We start from the raw sequence: 22,610 nt of genomic DNA, 5'->3' as shown, positions 1-22,610 counted from the left end.
GGTCTTCCCCCTGGGACACCGACGCCCGGTCACGGGTTCTGGCATCGCTCCCGATCCCAGCCTAATCATCCGGAGCCGTACCTCGGCAGGCCCGCCCACCCCTCGGCACGCACCCACCCGTCACGGCGCAGGCCGAAGTGCCCTGCACCAGACGCACCTGACCACCGAACAAACAGGACGGAAAAGGTCAGTTCAGTCCATCCGGCGCGGTGTGCCCAGCAATCCGGTCTCGGCGTCGGTGGGTTGGGTCAGCACGTACTGCCGGTCACGGTCCGTGCACCACAGTGTGACGCCGTCGGGCAGCGCGGGCAGCGACTCCACCTCGGTCCGGGACAGCCCCATCGTGCGCCCGAGTTCACCGGCCTCGTCCGGCGAGACCCGCTGGATGCCGGCGAGCCGCGCCTGCCGCAGCAGCCGGGGCGCGGCCGGGCTCAGATACGGCAGCAGGGTCAGCACCGACTGCCACGGCCCCGACACCACCCGGCCGCGCGGCGGACGCATACCGCAGTCCCGCACCACCAGCACGGGCGTACCGGCCGAGGCGCCCTGTGGCGGCACCCGGCCCACGTCGTACACCGAGAGGCCGTTCTGGCCGCCGCCCATGGCGTGCACCATCTGCATCCAGGCCTGTGGCCGGCCCGTCTCCACCGCGACCCGGGCGCCCGTGGCCGCCGTACGCAGCGCCAGCACCTGCGCGGTCCACAGGCCGCCGATGAGTACGACGTCGTACGGCGTGGGCCGGTTGATGCCCAGGACGGCCGGCTGGCCCTCGGCGTCGACGCCGGCCACCACGCCGTCGTCCCCGATGGGCAGGGCGAGCGACTCCAGTTGCGAGACGGGCAGCGAGTGCCGGCCGTGCCGGGGGCCGATCAGCCCCAGCCCGTGCCGCAGCCGCTCCACCGTCCCCCGCAGGCCGGACGCCGTCGGTGCCTGTCCCGGGCCGGCGCCGGGAGCGCCGGGGGCCTGGGGATTCATCGTCGGGATCGTCGTCACCGCGCACCTCCGAGGGGCAGCGTGGCCAGCATGCCGGGCAGTTGCTCACGGTCGAGCCGGGCGAGCCCGGCACCGGCCTGGCGTGCCGCGGCCTCCAACGCCCGACGAGCGGCCACGAGTTCGTCGTCGCTGCGGCCGGTCACCCGCAGGTGCCCGCACAGCGAGACCTCCTGCCGCTCCCCGTGCGCGAGGGTGAGGCTGAAGGTGGTGGCCAGCGCCGGTATCGCCGTGACCCGGGCGACGAACTGCGGGAGCGACTCGCCCCGGCCGCCGCCCAGTTGGGGCCACCGCCGGACCCAGTACGTCGTGTGCCGCCGGTTGTCGCAGCGCCAGCTCCGCCCGGACTCCTCCGTGCGCCGCTCGCGCGTCTCGCTGCGGCCCGCCTCCGCGGTGACCAGCGGGTTGGCACAGGCCGAGGTGGCGAGCGCGGCGACCAGCTCCTCCTCGTCCAGCACACGCGCGCGGAAGCCGGCGCCGCTCAGCCGGCTCGCCAGATGGTCCGCGGTCCGCACGACACACTTCTGCGCGCCGAGCAGACCGCCCCCGCGCGCGGCCACCGCCTCCGCGCACAGCTCGGGGTCGAGCTTCAGCGCGATCCAGGTGATGCGCACCGCCGGAGCGCCCGTCTGCTCCTGCAGCGGCTGGTAGTTGGAGACGGCCACGGACTGCTGGGGCAGATGCAGCGCGGGCGCCGGCTGCGTGTGCAGCACGATCTGCGCCGACTCCAGCCGGATGCCGTCCACCTCCAGCGCGTCGCGGACCAGGCCCAGCGGCAGCGGCTGCCGGCTGCGCTCGGCGCGCAGCGCGGTCGCGTCGGCCTCCACCTGGAGCACGGCGGTGACGAACGTCCCGTCCCCGACGATGCCGACCGGACGCCGGTCGCGGACCCCGTACGAATGGGTGCGCAGGGCGGGCTCGCACTCCACCGCCGGGACCAGTCCGGGCTCCGTGCCCGCCGGTATCGGCGTGTTCGCGGCCCGCTTGCGGCGCGCGCGCAGCTCCCGCGCGGTGGAGAGCCACTCCGGCACGGAGCGCCCGCGTCGCCGCACGAAGGCCAGCAGCACCAGCGCCAAGGCCACGACACCGGCCGGCACCAGCGCCAGCGTCCCGATGACCCAGCCGACCAGGAGGACGGCGAGCGCCAGCTCCACCAGCACGAGCCGTTGCAAACGGAACGAACCGGCCTGGCCCGGCCGGGACCTGAGGCCGGGCGTGACCGCCGGCGACGCCGCGCCGCGCTGCCCCGGCCCTCCGCCGGGCGCCGACGCGGACCCGGCCGTACGGCCGCGTGCCGCCGAACGGCCGCGCCCTCGCGTCCGCGTTCCGGAAGCCATCACTCCATCCCCCCGATTTGCTCACAACTCCTGGGAACCAGGCCACTGATCAAGGCCCTTGAGGGCCCAGGTACCCTACCCGCTCCACGAGACTCGCTCCGTACCAGGCATAGTAGGGGCCGGGTCCGACAACGGAGGGCGGGGGAGCGTGGTCCCCGGGCGCGCTCCGCTTGAGACACGGGGAGAAACAGGCACAGATGGCATCTCGGCGGGACCAACTCAACGCCTACACCTTCGCGAAGCGCCGCATGCTCGCGTCGTTCGTGCAGTCGTCACCGGATGCCTCGGACGAGGGGGCGCCGCGGCCACTGCGCGCGATCGTGCCCGGCGCGATCGTCGGCGCGGTCGTTCTCGCGGCCTTCGGGGCCTGGGGCATGTTCAAGCCGACCGCACCTGAGGGCTGGGACGAACCCGGCCAGAAGGTGATCATCGCCAGCAAGTCCACCACTCGTTATGTGGTGTTGACGACGGACCACAAGACCCAGCTCCATCCGGTCCTCAACATGGCGTCCGCCAAGCTCGTCCTCGACACGCAGGGCGGCGGCGGTGTCGACGTCGTCACCGTCGACGAGTCGATCCTCGACAACGGCAAGATCCCGCACGGGGTCACCATCGGCATCCCGTACGCCCCCGACCGGCTGCCCTCCGACAAGGAGGCGGGCGCCAAGAAGCACTGGGCCGTCTGCGAACGCCCCAGCGGCAGCGGCAGCTCCATCCAGAAGGCCGCGTTCGTCCTGGCCAAGCGCGACCTGGACCGGACCGAGGGCGCCAAGCAGAAGCTGCACGGCGGCGAACTGCTGTACGTCACCACCCCGTCGGACGGCAAGCAGTACGTCGTGGACGCGCAGGGCTGGGCGTACCAGGTGGACGGCAAGGACACCCTGCTGCTGCGCACTCTCGTGGGCGACGACCGCCGGCCCCAGAAGGTGACGCAGGCGTGGATGGCGACCCTGCACACGGGCGAGGGGATCAGCTTCCCGACGATCCCCGGCGTCATCGGCGCCCCGGCGAACGCCCCGGGCCAGCTGGACAGCACCGCCAACCGCGTCGGCATGGTGCTCCGGGCGCCGGTCAACGGCCGGGAGCAGTACTACGTGGTCCTGAAGGGCCGTGTCGCCCACGTCTCCGACTTCGTCGCACAGCTCCTCCTGGCCAGCCAGGACCTCGTGAAGCTGGGCCAGAACGGGCACCCGCAGGAGGTCAGCTCGGGCGCGATCCAGCCGGGGGCCCCCTTCGCCACCGACCACAAATGGCCCACCGAATCCCCCAGCGCGGTCAACCAGGCCTCCACGGCCGAGGGCAGCCGCAACACCGTCTGCAACGTCCTGCGCGACGTCGACGGCAAGGACGGCGGTACGACCCTGAGCACCTGGGCGGGCACCGACTTCCCGGCGGTCCTGGCCACCGGTTCCTCCAGCGCGTACGTCACCGCGGGCTCCGGCCAGCTCTACCGCCAGTTCCAGGGCAAGGAGACCAAGGCGGGCCCCGTCTTCCTGGTCACCGACACCGGCCTGCGTTACGCCCTCCAGTCCAACGACGACAGCGCCACCGACGACGCCGGCATCGGCATCACGCCCAAGCAGCGCAAGCAGCTCCAGCAGGAGGCCAAGCTGGCGCAGACCCGCCTCGGCTACGCCGGCGTGGACCCCACCCCGATCCCCGCCGCCTGGTCGGAGTTCCTGCCGACGGGCCCCCGCCTGTCGACGGCGGCGGCCCGCCAGCCGCAGGGCTCCTGAGATGGGGACCCTGATGCGACTGCGATCGCGCTCCACGTATGCGCGGCGCCGTACGGCCCTGTGGGCGGCGGCCCTGGCCACGACGGCCACGACGGCCACCGTGATCTCGGCACCGGCGGCCTCCGCGGACTCGGTCTCCGACGAGTGCACGTTCTCCAAGTCGAACCACAAGTACACGGGGACCCCTTGGGCCCTGCAGCGCGTCAACCTCGACGAGCTGTGGACCCAGTCGAAGGGCAAGGACGTAAGGGTTGCGGTAATCGACACGGGCGTAGACACGGCGAACCCCCAACTCGCGCACGCCGTATCGTCATCCCTGGGCGCGAACTACCTGCCCGCCAAGGACAGCAAGGGCCAGAAACTCGAGCGCGGCAAGTCCAACGGCACCACGGACACCGTGGGCCACGGCACGCGCGTGGCCGGCATCATCGCCGCCCGCCCGATGAAGGGCACCGGCTTCGTGGGCCTGGCCCCCAAGGCCACGATCATCCCGATCAAGCAGAACGACTCCGAGGGCCACGGCACGGCCCTCACGCTGGCCCGCGCCATCCGGCACGCGATCGAGGTCAAGGCCCAGGTCATCAACATCTCGCAGGACACCGCGAACGCTGTGGCCCCTGCGGTCGACCTGCACAACGCGATCAACGAAGCGCTTGCAAAGCAGATCGTCGTCGTCGCCTCGGCGGGCAACGACGGCCTGGGCGGCAACGTGAAGAAGACCTACCCGGCGTCGTACGAAGGCGTCCTGGCCGTAGCTGCCTCGGACCGCAACAACGAGAAAGCGGCCTTCTCCCAGTCGGGCGACTTCGTGGGCGTAGCGGCCCCCGGCGTCGACATGATCTCCACGGTCCCCAAGGGCGGCCATTGCTCGGACAACGGCACGAGCTTCTCCGCGCCGTACGTGGCCGGCGTGGCCGCGCTGATCAAGGCCAAGCACCCCGGCTGGACGGCCCGCGAGGTCGTGGCCCAGATCGAGCAGACGGCCGAACGCTCCATCGCCGGCCATGACCGCCTGGTCGGCTGGGGCGTCGTGGACCCGGTCCGCGCTCTCACGGAGGACGACCACCCGATCGAGTCACCCCACCCCGACACAGGCCTCACCCACGCGGAGGCCCCCACCGCCGCCAAACTGACCCTCGGCGAAACCCCCGAGGAACGCAACGCCCGCCTCGCGACGTACGTCGCCATCGGCGCGGGGGTCCTGGTGGCGGGGCTCGGCGGGGGAGCGGTGGCGGTACGGGACGCACGCCGCAGGAAGCTGAGGACGAGCACCGGAGCATGAAGAAGCCGGCCGTGATCAGCTTCGTGCTGGCCGCTACGACGCCGGCGGCGGGCTGCGTCCCCACACGCGCGTAAAAGGGAGGCCCTGGCGCCCCCGGTACGGGGTGACGAGCAGGGCGGGGGAGTGCTGAGCGCTCATCGCGTCACCTGCGGGCTGCCGTTCGGCAGGCTGTCCGCACCTTCACAATTCCAGAGCTTCCGGGCCTCGAGTCGGAGGGTGTCTGCTGCGAGGGAAGCCATTTTCTGGATTACGGCCCGATCTTCCGTCTTCTCGTACGTGACGTCGACTTCCACCAGTGCCTGTTCTTGGACATTCCTGAAGGAACAGTCAACGAAGAGAGAAGTGGTGTCTCCCTCGTGGAACCCCAATGCCTTGCCGAGGGTGATCCGGACCGTCCCTGCTGCCTTTGAGTCATGAGCTACGTCCTGCATGGTGAAGTCTGACCCGGAATAACGGCTATGACTGATCGTGATGGACTTTCCCCCACCATAGACTTTGCATGTCCCAGACTCTGCCTTCCGATATAGCCCCCTAGGGTTGAGCACACCGGTATGCCATTCTGTGAACGGCTTTCCTTTCGCAGGTAGGAGTGCTTTCACCGTCGTTCCGGGAAGCGCATCGTCGCATACGTTCGTCGGCACCGCGACGGCGGGTTCTTCAGTTGGCCAAACTTGCCACACTACGACTCCGGCCACAGCAAGAACCCCCACGGCGGCCAGAGCGATCCACATTGTGGATCGTCGGGTCTTCATCCCAGTTCCGCTCACGAGCCCCTACTTTCCTTTTCTTTGGCGGCCCAAGCCGTAGGAATTCTCGATCTCTCGTTCGGCGGCACTCGCCTGACTCTCCGCGTTCGTGTCGTCGTAGCCGGCTTCCTTGGCCGCCGTGTACGTGGCGTCATGGATTGCCTTCGCCGATTGCGCCTTCTGTGCCTCAAGAAATACGTCACGGTCGTTGTAGGCTTCCGCGCTGGAATCCTGAGTGAATTTCTCAACGACCGATTCCTGGATGTCCTCCACCACCCAGCCGGCCACCTCGCCACCCACCGGGATCTTGCCGATGCCCATTCCGATGATGCGTCCGGCCCATTTGTCGGCCGTGGCGACGCCTTCATTGAACTCTGCGTCGCTGGCGAGCCTCTCGTCGACGACTGCCTGTGTGCGGGACTCGGCCATGATGCCGGCGATCTCACCGCCGGGGGCGACCCGGTTGGCGATTTCCGGAGCCAGTTCCTTGTACTGGTCCGCATGGTGGAATGCGTCGTTGACGAGGCCCGTTGTCACCGATTCCTGAGAAGTGAGGATGGCCCCGTAGGCATCGGGATCCTTCCCGACGGCGCCTAGGAAATTCTTGAGTACACCGGGCTGAAGACCATCGGGATTCTCCGCCAGGTCGAAGTCCCCGAGGTGAGCGCTCTCCCCGTGCGACCCCGCCACAGTTCCCCCGTCCCCCATGAAAGCCCCCTGCACATCCCGCATGTAGTCGGCGGTGATGTTTCCAAGGCTGTCCCGCATGGGCGAGTCGTCCAGGTCGCCGGGCTTGGTGCCGTAGCGCTCGACGAGTTTGTGGAAGATGTCGGCCGCCTCCTTGGAGTGCGGCGGCGATGCAGCGTCGCTGCCGTAGGGCACTCCGGTGGTTGCCGCCTCCAAGGCGTGGCCGAGGGCGTCAGGGCCGTAGCCCAGGACCGTCTTGGCCTTGTCTTCGTCGGCAAGGAGGTTCGCGCTGTTCGTATCCGCCGTCCACTCGAAGTCCTTGTCGGTGAGCAGGTCGAGATACGAGTTGAAGCCCAGCTTGCCGTCCTTCTTGACCGTGCCGTCCTCGTTGTACGCGGTCGGCGGCTGACTGAAGAACTTCTCCGAGGCCTCGGGACTGTGACCCAGCGCCTCGAGCACGCTGTTGAGCGGTTCGTTGCCGGTGCCGAGTTGGCCGGAGGGGTTGAAGCCGTACGTGTCCGGGTTGCCGGCGGGCTTGTTCGACAGGAAGAAGTACGGATCCTTCTTGTGGAGCTGGGTGATGTGCTCCGCGATGGGGTTGAGGAACCGTGAGTCGTAGTTGCCGTAACGCAGCAGACCGCCGAGCACCTGGTAGCCGTATGGCTTGTTCCACTGCCCCCGCTCCCAGCCGATCTGCTGGGTGCCGAGTCGCCGGAACTCCGTGCCCCAGTTGTCGGACAGATGGTGTTGGTGGTCCGGATCCGTGGCGTTGGCGAGCGTGTACCCCATGACCTTCTGCAGGTCCTGTACTTCGTTGAGCCGAGTCTTGGTCGCGTCGCCGCTGGTGCCGTCGATCGACATCTCGGCGTAGAACTGCAGCGCCTTCTCCGGCCCGCCGAGTCCCTGGTAGAACTCGGTGGCAAACTCACCATCTTTTTCAGCAGAGTTGAAGCGAAGCAGGTTGTTCAGCTCACGCAGGTCCGCGTCGGACATCTTGTCGCCCTTGCGCGCCAGTTCCACGGCACGCTCGACCTCGGCGTCGTTCAGGGACTCGTACGTGCTGTGCCCGGCGTTGTAGGGGTCGTTGCCGTGGCTCTTCGCCAGCGCTCGGGAGACGTTGGCGTCGATCTCCGCGGCCTGCGCGAGGATCCGGTTGATCCGGTCCTCCAGCTCCTGCCTGGCGTCGAGCTGCTCCTGCGTGCGCTCGTCGGAGTCACCGCGGACGTGAGGGAAGAAGCAGCGGACCTTGCCGTCGCCGACGTCCTCGACACGGATACCGAGGTTCGGGGCATCCACCTCGACGGCTGTCTTGATCTGCTTCTGAAGTGAGGCCAGTTCCGTGTGCCCGTCGTCGAGCACCTGGTAGATGCTGTTCGCTTCGACGTGGAGGTCCGCGACCTCCTTGGCGGTCTTGGTGACGAACTCCCGTGTCACCGTGGCATTGACGCCGGCCCAGTGAGCCGAGTCCGACTTGGTCTGCATCCCGTTGCGGGCGTGCTCCGCCGACGTCCTGAGGCCGTCTACGGCCTTCTTCCAGTCCGATACGGCAGTGGCGAGTTTGCCGAGGTCGACTTCAACGAGGTCCGTGAACGTGAGGGCCACTGCAGGTCTCCTACTTGAAGTACTCGTTGAGCTGCGACACCGACACGGCTGAACCGTCACGACCACGGAGCACGGCACCGATCTTGGCGTCATCCTCCGTATGGAGCTTCTGGGTGTAATCCAGATGGTCGGAGATGTGAGCGCACGCCTGTAGTACGGCCTTGACCTGCGAGGTCCACATCTCGACGGTGGTCTCCAAGACATCGCCCGTCTGGAATCCGTGTGACTTCAGCGTGGCCGCGGCCTGCATCGTCGATCCGGCCTCGCCCTTGCCGGACCCGGCAGCCGCGATGTCGGCCTGCCTCTTGATGTCGTCGTACAGAGCGTTCGCGTGATGGCCGACGGCGCCGAGATCGTCCTGGCGAACGACGAGGTCTCCGGCGCCTCCCCCTCCGCCCCCGCCCTCCGCCGGCAACTGGTTGAGGCGCATGTGGGTCGATCGCTGTTCAACCGCCTGCGCCTTGAGTTGTTCCCACTCGTCCCACGCCATGAACGGGTCCCTTCCCCGTGCGGATGTTGCGGTGTCCGGTCAAGTTAGCAACCCAGACTGAGAAAAGTTTGTCCCATGTCCGTCATGTGTCACACCACCTGGCGTGAGGGTTCGGAGAAGGGCTGCATCCGTGGTCTTGAGGGACCTGCGGGTCGAACTGTTCGGCAACGCAGCAACTGCTTCCCCAGGGGGAGGTTTTGTGGTTGCAAAGTTCCCATGCTGCCGGGCCGGAGGCGCGGGCCGAACAGGGTGGATGTGAAGCTTCTGCGCAGATGTCTGCAAGTTTCTGCCCCGATTGACCCTGTTGTCGGTCTTGAGTGGTCCGGAGTCGGTCAGTTCGGGACGGCATTGCAACTGAACTGTGGCAGAGCTCAGTTGGCCGCGATTTACACAGTGACTACAGTGGTCGACGAAAGATGCGGGGAGCGCGGGCGTGTGCTCCCCGGTCTGTCAAGAGCTGTACAAACGGGGAAACGGGGAAGGGATCGCGGTGGGTGACGGTGGCCGCTCGGATCTGAGGCGTGGCGTCGAAGCGCTGTCCAAGTTCAAGGAAGACGTCGACAAGGCTCTGACCAAGTTCGATGAGTCTCCGGGCAGCGCGTCCAAGATCGCGCATCACGCTCTCAGTCGTACCTCGTTCAGTGGTACCCAGATCCCGTTCGGTGAGGCGCACGACCTGCACTCGCAGTACGAGCATGTCCACGAGCGCCTCGTGTACCTGTCGAAGACCCTGGGGTTGCATATCGAGGCTCTGACGCTCGCCGCGCACGCGACCGATGCCACGTACGACCTCACTGAGGACGAAGTGAGGCGCCGGTTCTGGAAGATCAAGTCGCAGCTCGACGAGGAGTACCAGAAGGCGACGAACAAGCACGAGCCGAAGGACGAGCAGCCGCGGAAGGACACGAGGCAGCACACTGACCAGAAGTCTGCGGGGGTGAGTACCAAGTGAGCGACAACTGGCAGCAGAAGCCCCAGTACAAGACCGGCCTGAAGCAGGCGAACGCAGAAGCCGTTGCGGCCAACGCGGTCGGCGGCGTCGAGAACTTGCTCAGGGGTACACCGCTCGGCTCGACCCAATTCGATGACACCGATCTCAACGACATGATCGATCTGGTCGAGCACGCCAACCCCGAGCATCTGGAGCTGACCGGCAAGGGTCTGTGGGACGCCCGCGACGCCATCAGTACTGCTGCGTCGGACCTGCGCGGGAACATCCGTAAGGTCTTGGACGAGTGGGAGGGAGAGGGCGCCACACAGTTCCAGACGTGGACCAAGGGCCTCCTCGATTTCGCCAAGGACCTTGAGACCTACGCACACGTGGCCGGCACCGAGATCACCACCGCCGCCTCAGGCCTGGCCTCCGTGCGCAGTTCCATGCCACCCCGGGACACCCGGCCCGCCGACGAGCAGAAGCGGCCCTGGACGTTGCCCAAGGCCAAGCAGGTCGAGAGCAACACGGACTATGTGCTCGCCCAGAAGGTCGAGAAGGATCGTCAGGACGCCATCAATCAGATGGTCCGGTTGGGGTCGTTCTATTCGGTGGCCGCAGGGGGGTTGAGGGCGAACCCTGAGCCGAAGGCGATCGAGGGGATTCCGGATGTTGGGGTGCCCCGGCCAGCCCCTATTGACGAAACCCGGCGACCGTATGACTCAGGGGCGTCGATGCCACGGGCAACGGTTCGCGGAAGCGTGACGGATGGCCACGGAACCGCGACTGCCCCCCACGGAACAGCGACTGCCCCCCACAGCACGGCGACTGCCCCCGACGGAACAGCGACAGGCGGTGTGGTGCCGCCCCTCAAGGAAGTTCACGAGCCCAGCGGGCATCCGGGCCACGATGTCGGTACGGAAATCAACACGGTCAACACACTGCCTTCGCCTGCGCCCACGTCACAACCAGCCCCCGCCCCGACTCTTCCGACGGTAGGCGGAGGACAGACACATCCGTTGCCCACGGGCCCGATAGCGCCTCCGATCATGCCGACCGTCGGGCGTTCGACCAACTACGGGCCAATCAGTCGGCTGCCCCTGTCCCCGCAGGGGCGAACCGGGCCTTCAGGGACCGCAAGCGGGCGAGTGCCGGAGGGTCCTGCGGGGCGTGCCACTGTCAACGGCCGAGTGCCGCAGGGTCCTGCGGGGCGTGCCACCGCCAACGGCCGCGTGCCACAAGAGCCTTTGGGACCGGCTGCTCGTGCCACGGGACGTACGACTCCTGTCGGCCAGTCGCCGGTGAGGGGCACTACTCAGCAGCCTGGGCGCTCGCCTCTCGGGCGAAGTGTCACTGGCGGAACGCCGAGGATGACCAACACGCCTGTCGGACGTCCTGGAGTGATGGGTCCCACCGGTGCGGCGCGCAATGGTGTCGTAGGCGGCAAGCCGGTCGCAGGTCCTACGTCCGGAGCGGCGCCCAATTCCCGTATGCCGCGCGGTACGGTCGTCGGCGCTGAGGAACCAGTCTCCTCCGCACAGCCGAAGGGTTCTTTCGGTCAGCGGGGAGTCGTCGGTGCGCCGACGGCGAAGCCGGAACCCGGCACGGGGCAGGCGGTGCTGCGCTCGGCGAGCAATCCCGAGGGTGTGATCGGCGCGCCCCGGAACAATGCCGGCTCGACGCTCAGGGACTCCGAGACCAGCACCGCCGGCAAGGGACTCGGCCGCGGCGCGGTGGGTAATCGGCAGGGCCCGGACGGTCAGGCCGGTCGCGCCAGCGGGCCTGCTGAGAAGGAACAGCACCGTCCGTCGCAGAAGCAGCGGCGCGATGTGCCACAGAAGAGCGACTGAACACGAGCGAGGACGTACACAGGCATGAAGCCAGGGACCGGCCGACGCGGCACAAGGACTGTCTTCCTGACGGGGCGCAATGCTAGACGCCTTTCTGCCGTGTGTTCGGCACTGGGCACGTTGGTCATCGCGTCTATGGGGCTGGCTTCCGGGGCTGCGGCCTCGAACATTCAGCCGAAGCAGTGGTATCTGGAGGCGATGGGCGCCGATGAAATATGGAAGTACAGCACCGGTAAAGGAGTGAAGGTCGCCGTTATCGACACGGGGGTGAATCCGGCGACGTCAACGCTCAAGGGGCAAGTACTGGTCGATGAAGTGCCGAAATCTGTATCGTACCTTGCCACTACAGATTCTGACGGTCATGGCACCGGTATGGCTGAGATCATTGCCGGCACAGGGGCGGGTGGCGGCGTCAAGGGACTGGCACCGGGAGCGAAGATCGTTCCTTACCACATCCAGACTCTTAAGGGTGGTGAGGAGGAGATGAGGGTCCCCACTTCCGCCGAAGCCATCAAGGCTGCCGCTGACAGCGACGCCAAGATTATCAATATGTCTTTCGCTAGCCCATACCCCAGCTCCGATGAGGAGGATGCCATCAAGTATGCCGCCTCCAAGGGGAAGCTGATGTTCGCTGGAATCGGTAACGACGGGGACAAAAAGCAAAAGGACAGTTATCCGGCCGTTGACCCGTACGTCGTCGGTGTGTCCGCCATCGACGAGTCCGGAACGGTAGCCAAGTTCTCCACACGCAGCGACTCTGTGGACTTCGCGGCCCCGGGCGTCAGTATCCCTGCCTGGTGCGACGGCACATTCACCAAGTACTGCGACACTGACGGAACCAGCCCCGCTACCGCCATCGCCTCCGCCTCCGCCGCCCTGGTCTGGTCGGTGCACCCCGACTGGACGGCCAACCAGGTCCTCCGGACGCTCCTCGACACCGCGGGTCGTTCCTGGCCGAAGGACAAGCCCAGCACGTACCTCGGCTACGGCATCATCCGCCCGCGTCGAGTGCTCATCAACAAGAACATCAATCCGGGCCCGGCCAACAGGGATCCCCTTTACGCCGAGAACGGAACGGACGCGGACGAAGACGTCACGGCCACCCCGAGCCTGTCGGTCGCGCCGTCCGACGGCCAGCCGACTAAGGGCATCGGATCCTCCAGCGGTTCCACCTCCGCCGCCGCGAAGGAATCCGGTTCCGGCAGCAACTCTCAAACCTGGGTGATCATCGGCGCCACAGCAGCTGTACTGGTCATCGGGGGCACCGGTTTCGCCGTGCTGCGGGCACGCCGAAACACCTGAGTGCTTTCCCTAATGCCTGCTCAATCACCGAGTGAGCAGGGGTCCGCTTGCCATCGGCGCTGACGCCTGACTCAGCGCCTGGCAAGGTCAGTTCACAAAGAAAGGCATCGAAATGGCAACAGGGCGCCAGAAGGTAAGTGACAAGGACATTATCCTCCTCGAAAAGGAGCTTCTGCACCGTTTCGAGGGCATCAAGGGCCAGCTGAAGGAACTCCAGGGCATCATCGACAGCCTTGAGGGCCACTGGAAGGGCATCGGTGCCGGCGCGTTCAACGCCAAGCAGACCGAGATCAACGAGCGCATGGTCCGCATCGGCAACATCCTCGCCAAGTTCATCGAGGCGATGACGGCCACCCGCAAGATCAAGGACGGCACGGAAGACGAGGTCCGCGCCCAGGTCCAGTCCATCGACGTGGACTTCGGCGGCGCGCACTCGGCGCTGTCCGGCTACTGATCCCACCCAGGCCACCACTTCTCAGCAACGGAGTAATCATGGGCGTCAACAACAGCGGTGAGCTGGAAGTCTCGTACCACGGTCTCGACCAGACCGCCACGCAGCTCGCCGACCACGCCAAGCGGCTCGAGGAGAGCCTCGAGGCCATCAAGCAGAAGGTCGCCGGTGTGGCCAGCATGTGGGAGGGCGAGGCCCACACCGCGTACACCGAGCAGCAGGCCGCCTGGGACCGCGAGGCCACGGGCATCCACGAGGCCCTGATGGCCATCGGCAAGGTCGTGCACGCGGCCGGCGGTGACTACCTCGGTGGCGACAAGAAGGCCGCCAGCTACTACATGTAAGGCTGACCGGCGGAATGCCGTGGCGGGGTGGGCACGCACGGGAGGTGCCCACCTCCAGTCTTGCCCGTACAGCCGACTGAACAGCGACCGACGAATCAGGACAGGGACACGAGCACGTGCACGCCACGGGTGGCGCCGCAGCCGTAGACGCCGGTGAGGGGAACGGCAGACCCGCCAAGTCACGCCGCGTGGGCCCGTACACCCTCATCACCGCGTTTGACGATCCCCGCAGCAAGATCTCCGTCCCCGAGCGGCGCTATATCGCCCGCAGCGTCGACGGCGCACACACCGTCCTGCTCTCCCTCCCGCACCTCGGCTCCGATCCCCAGCACCCCCAGCGCTTCCTGGCGGAAGCCGAAGCCTCGCGCTACCTTCTCGGCCCCTGCGCGGCCCCCGCCACCGCGGTCGCCTCCTCAGCGGAGCCAGCGGCCTGGTACTCCCACCCCTACGTGCCCGTCCTGCCGCTGCCGACGGCCCTCGCCGTACACGGCGGCCCGCTGCCCGAGCGGACCGTACGCGCGCTCGGCGTCGCCCTCGCCGAAACCCTGGCGATCGTGCACGGACAGGGGCTGACCTTCGCCGGAGTGTCCCCGGCGGCCGTCCTGCTCGCTGGCGACGGGCCGCGTCTCACTTGCTTCGGAGCCGTACGCGCAGCCGCGCCCGACGGCACGTCCCGTTCCGGCCTGCCGGGGCTGGAGGCAGGCAGCCTGCCGCCGGAACAGGCATCTGGCGGGCGCCCGCGCCCTCTTGGGGACGTGTACGCCCTCGGGGCCACGCTCGCCTACGCGGCGACCGGCCATACGACACCTGAACGGGACGAACTTCCTGCCGTTTTCCGCGCGGTCATCGCCCGGTGCCTCTCGGGCGATCCGAGCACCCGCCCTCAACTGGCCGAGCTGATCGGCGCCCTGTCCGACGACAGCGGGACGAAGAACCCCTCCGCCTCCCTCCTCACCCCTGGCTGGCTTCCCGGTCGCGTCATCGCCGCCCTTGCCCATCAGTCCGCCGCCGTCCTGACGGCAGACATCCCCGTTGCATCCGCGCTCGCCGCCGCTCCCGCCCATCCCTCCCACAGCCAGAACTGACGACGGCCCATGCCTTCCCCTCTCACCCACGACGACCCGCAGGCGCTCGGTCCCTACCGCCCGATCGCCCGCCTCGGCAGCGGAGGCATGGGCACCGTCTACCTCGCCCGCACCGCAGGCGGCCGTACCGTCGCGCTGAAGACGATGCACGCTCGCATCGCCTCCGACGCGGCCTTCCGTACCCGCTTCCGGCTGGAGACCGACGCGGCCCGGGTGGTGGGGGAGCGATTCGGCGCCGGGGTCGTGGACGCGGATCCGCGGGCGGAGACGCCCTGGTTCGCCACCGAATACGTGCTCGGGCCGCCGCTCGACGAAGCCGTGGAACTGTGCGGTCCGCTGCCAGAGGCATCCGTACGGGCGTTGGGTGCGGCGCTGTGCGGGGCCCTAGGGCAGTTGCACGCGTCCGATGTCGTCCACCGCGACCTGAAGCCCTCCAACATCCTCGTCACCGCCTACGGGCCGAAGGTGATCGACTTCGGTATCGCGCGTGCGGCCGGGGACGACCACCTCACCCGGGTCGGGGTCGCCGTCGGCACCCCCGCCTTCATGTCGCCGGAGCAGGCGAGCGGGCAGGAGCACACGGCCGCGGGCGATGTCTTCGCGCTCGCGGGTCTGCTCGTCTTCGCCACCACCGGACGTCCGCCTTTCGGACATGGGCAGGCGGCGGATCTGCTCTACCGGGTGCAGTACGCGGAGCCCGATCTGAGCGGTGTGCCTGACAGCCTCGTGCCGGTGCTCACGCAGTGCCTGGACAAGAACCCCTTCCGGCGGCCGACAACCGGCTGGCTCGCCTCCCAACTGCACGATGGAACCGGCGAGTTCTCCGATCATCTGCCGGACGTTCTCCTGACCGACATCGCTCGGCGGGCGACCGAGGTCTGGCAGATCACGCCACAGCGACTGCCGGCTCCTGCCGAGCATCCGGGCATAGCCGCGTCGGCGGTCCCCGTACGGTGGTCCCGTCGGCGGCTGCTGCTGACCGGCGGAGGCGCGGCGCTTACCGTCGCGGCCGGGACAGCGGGAGCGCTGACCTGGAGCGAGTGGACCGGTGGCCCGAAGACACAGCCTGTGCCTGGGCCCAGCAACAACCTGCTGCCGAAGAAGCAACTGGACTCCCTCTGGCAGATCCAGGTGGCCGATCCGGACAACGGATATTTCTCAGAGGAACCTCTGTCCTCCTTTCAGGCGCAGTTGCACGCCGTTGCCAACCTGGTGGTGCTGATGGCCGGGAGCAGCCTGAACGGTGTCATCGCGCGAACCGGAGAGGTCGACTGGAAGTCGGACGACTCGGAGTGGACCTGGCAGTCCACCTCCGACGGTGATCGCATCATCCTGACAACGGACGTAGACGACGGTTACATCGGATCCGACCTCGAAGACGACGCTTCCCATGCGAACCCCCTGGCCCTGGCCTCGGTCGACATCCTCACCGGCAAGGCGAAAGAGCCTTTCGCGCAGTTCTCCGACCTCAACGGCCTCCCGGTCAACCAGGCACTGTGCGTCGCGGACGGGGTGGCCTACGTGGTTGCGGGGCGGGGCAAGTTTTCCCTCAGTTTTCTCGCCGCCCAGTCCTGGTATGTGCTCGCGGTCGACATCAACACGGGCAAGCGGTTGTGGATGGCACCGCTGCCCAGGCGGCGCAACGGTTCCTCGGAGTTGTACTTCCTCGCTGCCGGTGTCGTGGGGAACGGTCTCGTCGCGCTCCAGGTGGCGAACGACGGCAGTGTGCATGCCGTCGTACGCGACACCCGGACGGGCACCGTCCGCTGGGATCGCAAGCTTGACGGGGCGGCTCCGGACCAGGTACGGCAGCAGCCTCTGGTCACCGACGCGCAGCATTTGTACGTGGGTGCCGGCCGGCTCAGGGCTCTGCGGCTCAGTGACGGCGGCGTGGCATGGGACTCCAAGTCCGAGCGTCCGGGTCGTACCTACGGCCTGCCTGCGCTCAAGGACGGGACCCTGTACGCGGTCGACAAGGGTCTTGGGCTCGCCGCCTTCGACCCGGCAAACGGGCGCGCAATATGGCAGGAGAAGGGCGGGCAGGGGACGAAGGCGGACCTGAAGGCTGCGCCCGTGATCGGCTCCGACTACGCGTACAGCAAGCGAGGGTCGCGGTTGTGGGCGGTCGATCTGTCCTCTCACGCCCCGGCCCACTCCTACAGGACCACTGGCGACCGCTTCATGATCCATGAGAAGGCGGGGGAGATCATCGCGCTGGGCGGCCACTTCCTCGCAGCCTTCCCGCTGCGGTGAGCTGATCGGTACAGAGAAGAGAAAGCGACAAGCGATGAGACCCCTGGGGACCGGTGACCCGATTCGGCTCGGCCCGTACCGGCTGCTGGGTGTGCTGGGCGAGGGCGGCATGGGCAAGGTATACGCGGGGCAGGACGACGCGGGCACCGTCGCCGCAGTCAAGGTGCTCCGGCCCGAACTCGCTCATGACACCGGGCTCGCCCAACGGTTCGTGCGCGAGGCGCTGGCCGCCCAGGCCGTGCGGAGCCCCGGTGTGGCGGCGGTGCTGGGCGCGCAGACCGAGGGCGGGCGGCCGTGGATCGCGACGGAGTTCCTCGCCGGACCGACCCTGGACCAGGTCGTGGATCAGCACGGTCCGCTGGACGACGCGAAGCTGCGTGCCCTGGCCGCCTCCGTCGCCCGCACCCTGCGCGACATCCATGCCGCCGGCTTCGTCCACCGCGACCTCAAGCCGCCGAACATCGTGCTCACCTCCGGCGGCCCCCGGGTCATCGACTTCGGCATCGCCCGCCCGGAGCACGGTCTCACCCTCACGACCACCGGGCAGATCCCGGTCACTCCGGGCTACGGCGCTCCCGAGCAGGTGCTCGGCCAGCGCGTCACCCCGGCCGCCGACGTCTTCTCCCTCGGCGCCGTCCTCGTGTACGCGGCCACCGGTCACCGGGCGTTCGAGGGCACGCACGTGGCCGCCGTCCAGTATGAGGTCGTCCATGGCGAACCGCGTTGGCACGGCCTCTCACCTGAGCAGCACGCCCTTATCGCCCCATGCCTTGCCAAGGAGGTGGCGGGAAGGCCCACGCCCGAGCAGATCGCAGGGGCCTTTGCGCTGCCCAAGAAGTCCGACACGGTGTGGAAGCGCGGGCCCGTGGCTGACGCGATCAGGGACCGGGAGCGTGAGGTACGGGAACTGACCGCACCGCTGCTGACGACGCAGACCGGGACAGGGCCGAGTCGGCGAAGACTGCTCACGGGGTTCGCGGCCGGTGGAGTGCTGCTCGCGGCCACTGGTGGCACGGGATGGTGGCTGCTGCGAGACAGCGGCCCGAGCAGGAAGGACCTGTTCACCATCCCGCCTGCGGTGAAGACACCAGCGGCACGCATCCTTTCCGCCGACGACGGCGACTACATCGTCGGTGACCAGGTGAAGCCGCTCTGGGTACACGATGCGGCGGTGGGAACCCAATCGCCGGCTCTGCTGCCGATCCGGGACGTCATCATCGCCGGTGCCGCGGCCAGCGGCATCGCGGCATTCAACGTCGTCGACGGTAAGCGCCGCTGGCAGGCCTCGGACATGGATATGACGAGCCGCTATCTCTCACTCTCCGATCGTCTGCTCGTGGCTGCCGACAAAGAAGGAACGCTGCATACCTTCGTCCCGTCCACGGGTGAGCCCAAGTGGACAGCGAAGGCCGACGCCAAGGCGCTGCTGGCGGCCGATGAGGAGGCCGTGTACGTGGTGACCGAGGACCACCGGCTGCGCTCGGTGGGCCGCAGCGACGCGAGGGTCCGCTGGACCGTGCCGATACCGGACCAGTTCCGGACGAGCGTCTACCCCCAAGCCGCAGCCGACAGCGGAACACTGGTCGTCTCGACTACGGGCGGACACGCCTTGGCGGTCAGCACGAAGACCGGCCGCCCTCTGTGGACGATGTACAACCAGGCGAGGAAGAAACAACTCGTTCCGGTGGCACGGAACGGTGTTGTGTACCTCAATGGCAAGTCGCTCTCCGCACGGAGAATCTCGGACGGCAAGGAACTCTGGCAGGAGACGGACGCATACGCGAGCCCGCCGGAATGGGGCCCTGCCGCCATCTCAGGCAACTCCCTGTACTCGACCATCGGCGGCAACGTCAGGCGGTTCCCCATCCGCGGAGGCCGAGATCAGTGGTCGTCGTTGGAGGATGGCCAGGGACCGGTTCTGATTCAGGGCAGCGGCGCATGGGTGATCGACGAGTCGTACAACGGCACCACGGTACGCACCCTGAGCGTCAAGGATGGCTCGGAGATCTGGACCTACGACTTTCCCTCGCTCTTTGGTCTCAAGGCCAAGACCAGCCTCGCGGTCGGCGGCAATCGCGCCTTCGCCGCAGGTAATGGTTCCCTGATCGCATTCCCGGTCTTCTGAGCCCAGTTCATCGGCTAGTCATTGCGCTCCTGCTCACCTCGCGGTGCTGTGAAGGTCACGAAGGATCACGGAGAGCTACCGTAGGCGGAAGGTCGGCCTCCGGAGTGGTGCCCGGCCACTGGGAGGGCGACCTCCTCATTGGCGTCACGGGCATGTCGGTGGCACGGAGAAGCGAGCTCTTCAACTCGCACTTGGCCCGTAGTTGGAGCGCCTGGTAGATGGTCTCGTCTCGTGGGACACGGGCATCGCCTCCTCGTCGGGGTGGCTCTCGGGCAGCCGTCCGGCGATCTGCTTTGGCGACCACTCTTGGGCCAAGCCCTCGGCCACCGTGTCGTGCAACCACCGTTCGGCCTCGAGTTTGCGGGCCCGCTCGCCCGACGCCGCTCGGCGTCCACGCGGTCCTGGGCAGCCTGCGCCGAGTACGCGTCGCGCCCGCCGTTGCGGGCCACATCGCGCGAGATGACCGACGGCTCCGGCCGAGCCGCCGGCCGATCAGCCGGAAGTGTCATGCCGGGCTATTCCCGGAGACCGTCCCTCGCTGACAAATCGAGGTCAGCGGGGCTCGTATCGGGGCAGTTCCTGGGGAAAGTCGCGGGCACCCTTGCACTCAGCCAGTTTGTAGGCGTGCTGGGTGAGCTGAAAGGCGAAGTCGGTCAGCGTCTGCCCCAGCGGCACGCCTTTGACCTTGGCGGGCCCGTTGATCCAGGCCTCACCGATCACCGCGTAAGGCTCGGCGGCGTTGTACTCGGGAACTCTGGGCGGAGTGCAGGGCACGTACACCGATGAAGTGGCCCCGCTGGAATCGATCTGAGCCAGAGCTTCTATTTTGCCCACGGAGACCCGGATGATCCGATTCTGCTCTCCGGAATCTTGATAGTGTTCGAGCCATTCTTTGCGGGAGGCAGGCTGAACCCGTGCTTGCCCGGAGAGCAATGAATGACTGCTGGTGGTGACGTCGCACCAGAAGGTAAGGTCACTCCCCGCGCCCTTACTGTCGGATCCGCTGTCAGCCGATCGGGCGTTCGGCAGCACTTGCTTGACCGTGTCTCGCTTGAGAGTGGAGTCGCACATTTGGTCCGGGAGTAGATACAGACCTTTGTTCAGGAAAATCCAACCAGCGCCACAGAAGAGCCCGAGAATTATCAAGAACAGAAGGATGACTCTCGCGTTCTGCCAAGAAGCAAGCCGAGTCTGGCTTCTCTGCGCGCTCTCCACTAGGGACGCTCCTTCGTGTTGCTCAGGTACTCACTACTGGCGTCCCATCCTGCAATGACGGCGTTGCCGACGAGATCGTCGGTGCCGTCCTTGGGCAGGTCTACATGATGCCGGGCTAGCGCGTCTTCCGTCGACAATTGCGTTTGCTGGTTGACGGATTCTCGCATCGCGTACAAGTCCTTGGCGCTGGTATAAAGCCCCTCATCCTTGGCACCGTGCAGTTGCTGGCCTTCGATCAGACGGTCGACGGCTCCGCCAGCAACGGCTCCGGCTGCTCCCCCGACGATGGACCCCATGGCCTCGCCGCCCAGGTACTCAGGGAGCTTGTGACCGGTGAAAGCGATCGTCACCCAAGTCTTGGCGGCATCCCCCTTTTCCTTGAGGGCGTTGTTATAGTCCGTCTCTCCGTCGATGGCGGCCTGCACTGCGCCGTCCGCTACGGAATGCCCGACGATTCCCTCGATGATGCCTGCATTCCTGCCGATATCCGTAAGGACTTGGTTGCGGGGACCATGGAACAAGGATGGGTCGGAAAGGTGTGATTCGAGGAGGCTGCCGGTGTAAATGCTTTCCCCGTACACGATGCCGGCTCTGCCCGCAGGGTCTGTGGATGTCACGGAAAGGAATCTCACCACGTCTGGGACGCGCTTGCCGTTGAAGGCGTTGGGTGCCTCACTGTGCGTAAGGAAAACAGCATTCGACTGATGTCCATTCAGGGCGTGACTGATCTCCGGCATATAAGCAGCCGCCATGTCACCGAAGCTCTCGCCCAGCCCCTTGGAAACCAGGTCCGCGCCTCCGTCAGCTTGCGCCACCGCGTTCATGATGTTGGCCATGATCCTTACCTGCGCCGCACTGTGCGGCGGGGCCATGGAGCCGGTGTCACCGGCGGCGCTGCCGGTGACGGCGCTTTCCAACGCCCGTCCAAGCGAAGCACCCCGGTCCGTGTACCGCGAGGTGTTCAGCATGTGGTCCAGATCCGCCTTGGACTCGAAGGCATGAGTCGCCGCCTCCGGATTGTGGGACAGGGCGTCGAAGAGCCCCTCCAGCGGGTCGCGGCCGTTCCCGCCCCCGAAGACCAGGTCGATGTGGTCGTAGCCCTTCACCCACAGAGCGTCGGTGTTGTCGTCGCCGGCACCCTTGTCCTGCCTGAACAGCTTGGCCCGGTAGTCGTCCAGGAACTCGGTGTCGAATTCGCCCTGCCGCATGAGGCTGCTCAATACCTGGGAACCGAGGGCACCGACAGGGTTCTGGTACAGCTCCTTGGAGTCGGACAGGAAGCGCGTGTTCGTCTCCTTGAGGAGGTCCCTCTTCCATGCCTCCATGCCGTCGGAGTCCGAGAAGGACGCAGTGGCCAGCGTCAGGCTCAGGTTCCTCTGCAGCTCCTCCATGCGTTCCAGTTCCGTGCCCCTGGCGCCGGCATGGGAATTGACCATGTCCGTCCAGAACTGAAGCGTTCCCTTGGCGCCCAGACCCCTTGCGAACCGCTCCGCGAACAGGGGGTCGTCGTGGTACTTCTCCAGGTACCGGTTGAACTCGGCGATGTCCTTCAGGGACATCTGGCCTGGGTGCTTGGCCATCTTTGCCAGCTTGTCGGCTGCCTCCACGGCCTCGGCGGCGGAGTCCCGGTCCTTGTAGTGAGCATCGGAGAAGCCGTACTTGGTCTGGTCCACAAGGAGCCTGAGGACCTTCGCTGCGCTGTTGTCGCTTTCGGTGGCCTTGCTGAGGATGCGCTGGATCTCGTCGCGGAGGTCGTCCACATCCTGCTGGCTGTGCTCGGGGACGTTCACGCCCTTCGCAGCACGGTCAGGGTGAACATTCATCGTGACCGTGAACGTGCCGTGGGCCGTGTCCATCACTGTGAGGTTCTTCTTCTCACCCCGCGCGATGGCCTCGTTCAGCTGGGTGCGGTAGCCGATGAGTTCGCCGTGGGTGTCCTTGAGGATCTGCGTGATGGAGTCCGCCTGAGTGTGGGCGTCCGCGAACTCCTTCGCGGTCCTGTCGATGAATTCGCGGCTCACCTTGGCATTGACGCCGGCCCAATTCGCCTTGTCCGCCCTGCCCTTCAGGTTGCGTTCGGCGTCTTCCTTCAGGGTGGCGAGCTTCTCGGTCATCTCCTCCCAGTCGGTGACGGCCTCACCGAGCTGCGAGAAGTTGCCGTGGCGTAATGCGTCGAGATCCATG

At 67.0% G+C, this 22,610-nt stretch carries 17 protein-coding genes; 10 read left to right on the top strand and 7 right to left on the bottom strand.

Features of this window, described 5'->3' with window-relative positions; genetic code table 11:
- Positions 1 to 192: 192 nt before the first annotated feature.
- The gene (locus tag ACWD3E_RS33960) at positions 193 to 975 is read right to left on the bottom strand and encodes a hypothetical protein (RefSeq protein WP_451391367.1); all 783 of its coding nucleotides are present in this window, start codon (positions 973 to 975) and stop codon (positions 193 to 195) included.
- A 14-nt stretch (positions 976 to 989) separates the two neighbouring features.
- Positions 990 to 2,327: a type VII secretion protein EccE gene (gene eccE / locus ACWD3E_RS33955; protein WP_451391366.1), complete on the bottom strand. Its 1,338-nt coding sequence runs from the start codon at positions 2,325 to 2,327 to the stop codon at positions 990 to 992.
- A gap of 197 nt (positions 2,328 to 2,524) precedes the next feature.
- On the opposite strand from eccE, the gene eccB reads away from it, so the two are divergent.
- Both eccB and mycP read left to right on the top strand, forming a co-directional pair.
- The gene (eccB, locus tag ACWD3E_RS33950) at positions 2,525 to 4,063 is read left to right on the top strand and encodes a type VII secretion protein EccB (RefSeq protein WP_451391365.1); all 1,539 of its coding nucleotides are present in this window, start codon (positions 2,525 to 2,527) and stop codon (positions 4,061 to 4,063) included.
- Between the two features lie 13 nt (positions 4,064 to 4,076).
- The gene (gene mycP / locus ACWD3E_RS33945) at positions 4,077 to 5,345 is read left to right on the top strand and encodes a type VII secretion-associated serine protease mycosin (RefSeq protein ID WP_451391364.1); all 1,269 of its coding nucleotides are present in this window, start codon (positions 4,077 to 4,079) and stop codon (positions 5,343 to 5,345) included.
- 134 nt (positions 5,346 to 5,479) lie between these two features.
- On the opposite strand, the gene ACWD3E_RS33940 is transcribed toward mycP, so the two are convergent.
- The 3 genes from ACWD3E_RS33940 to ACWD3E_RS33930 are packed head-to-tail and all read right to left on the bottom strand — an operon-like array spanning position 5,480 to position 8,870.
- On the bottom strand, positions 5,480 to 6,112 hold the full coding sequence (locus tag ACWD3E_RS33940; RefSeq protein WP_451391363.1) for a hypothetical protein: 633 nt from the start codon (positions 6,110 to 6,112) through the stop codon (positions 5,480 to 5,482).
- A 6-nt stretch (positions 6,113 to 6,118) separates the two neighbouring features.
- The gene (locus ACWD3E_RS33935) at positions 6,119 to 8,446 is read right to left on the bottom strand and encodes a hypothetical protein (RefSeq protein ID WP_451391362.1); all 2,328 of its coding nucleotides are present in this window, start codon (positions 8,444 to 8,446) and stop codon (positions 6,119 to 6,121) included.
- Positions 8,391 to 8,870, bottom strand: a complete 480-nt coding sequence (locus tag ACWD3E_RS33930) for a hypothetical protein (protein ID WP_451391361.1) — start codon at positions 8,868 to 8,870, stop codon at positions 8,391 to 8,393. Before ACWD3E_RS33930 ends, ACWD3E_RS33935 begins: the two co-directional genes overlap by 56 nt.
- Positions 8,871 to 9,360: 490 nt before the next feature.
- Here ACWD3E_RS33930 and ACWD3E_RS33925 point away from each other — a divergent pair, with 490 nt between their 5' ends.
- The 8 genes from ACWD3E_RS33925 to ACWD3E_RS33890 all read left to right on the top strand — a co-directional run bounded on the left by ACWD3E_RS33925 (position 9,361) and on the right by ACWD3E_RS33890 (position 19,211).
- Positions 9,361 to 9,822: a hypothetical protein gene (locus ACWD3E_RS33925; RefSeq protein ID WP_451391360.1), complete on the top strand. Its 462-nt coding sequence runs from the start codon at positions 9,361 to 9,363 to the stop codon at positions 9,820 to 9,822.
- Complete coding sequence (locus tag ACWD3E_RS33920; RefSeq protein ID WP_451391359.1) at positions 9,819 to 11,651, top strand: hypothetical protein; 1,833 nt, start codon at positions 9,819 to 9,821, stop codon at positions 11,649 to 11,651. The genes ACWD3E_RS33925 and ACWD3E_RS33920 overlap by 4 nt, the downstream gene beginning before the upstream one ends.
- Positions 11,652 to 11,786: 135 nt before the next feature.
- Positions 11,787 to 12,953 carry a S8 family serine peptidase gene (locus ACWD3E_RS33915; protein WP_451391358.1) on the top strand — a complete coding sequence of 389 codons (1,167 nt, stop codon included), beginning with the start codon at positions 11,787 to 11,789 and terminating at the stop codon, positions 12,951 to 12,953.
- 112 nt (positions 12,954 to 13,065) lie between these two features.
- The gene (locus ACWD3E_RS33910) at positions 13,066 to 13,407 is read left to right on the top strand and encodes a WXG100 family type VII secretion target (protein ID WP_451355813.1); all 342 of its coding nucleotides are present in this window, start codon (positions 13,066 to 13,068) and stop codon (positions 13,405 to 13,407) included.
- Positions 13,408 to 13,445: 38 nt separating this feature from the next.
- Positions 13,446 to 13,748 carry a WXG100 family type VII secretion target gene (locus ACWD3E_RS33905; protein ID WP_451355812.1) on the top strand — a complete coding sequence of 101 codons (303 nt, stop codon included), beginning with the start codon at positions 13,446 to 13,448 and terminating at the stop codon, positions 13,746 to 13,748.
- 116 nt (positions 13,749 to 13,864) lie between these two features.
- Positions 13,865 to 14,833: a serine/threonine protein kinase gene (locus ACWD3E_RS33900; protein ID WP_451391357.1), complete on the top strand. Its 969-nt coding sequence runs from the start codon at positions 13,865 to 13,867 to the stop codon at positions 14,831 to 14,833.
- A 9-nt stretch (positions 14,834 to 14,842) separates the two neighbouring features.
- Positions 14,843 to 17,086, top strand: a complete 2,244-nt coding sequence (locus ACWD3E_RS33895) for a protein kinase domain-containing protein (protein ID WP_451391356.1) — start codon at positions 14,843 to 14,845, stop codon at positions 17,084 to 17,086.
- Positions 17,087 to 17,120: 34 nt separating this feature from the next.
- Positions 17,121 to 19,211 carry a protein kinase domain-containing protein gene (locus ACWD3E_RS33890; protein WP_451391355.1) on the top strand — a complete coding sequence of 697 codons (2,091 nt, stop codon included), beginning with the start codon at positions 17,121 to 17,123 and terminating at the stop codon, positions 19,209 to 19,211.
- Positions 19,212 to 19,763: 552 nt separating this feature from the next.
- Here the strand turns inward: ACWD3E_RS33890 and ACWD3E_RS33885 are convergent.
- Positions 19,764 to 20,426, bottom strand: coding sequence for a hypothetical protein (locus ACWD3E_RS33885; RefSeq protein ID WP_451391354.1), 663 nt, complete (start codon positions 20,424 to 20,426; stop codon positions 19,764 to 19,766).
- On the bottom strand, positions 20,426 to 22,609 hold the full coding sequence (locus ACWD3E_RS33880; protein WP_451391353.1) for a hypothetical protein: 2,184 nt from the start codon (positions 22,607 to 22,609) through the stop codon (positions 20,426 to 20,428). The genes ACWD3E_RS33885 and ACWD3E_RS33880 overlap by 1 nt, the downstream gene beginning before the upstream one ends.
- Between the last annotated feature and the right edge of the window lies 1 nt (position 22,610).

Source organism: Streptomyces sp. NPDC002676 (assembly GCF_053592455.1).
The sequence above is the reverse complement of the archived record's forward strand: the minus strand, read 5'-3'. Positions and strand labels throughout refer to the sequence as shown.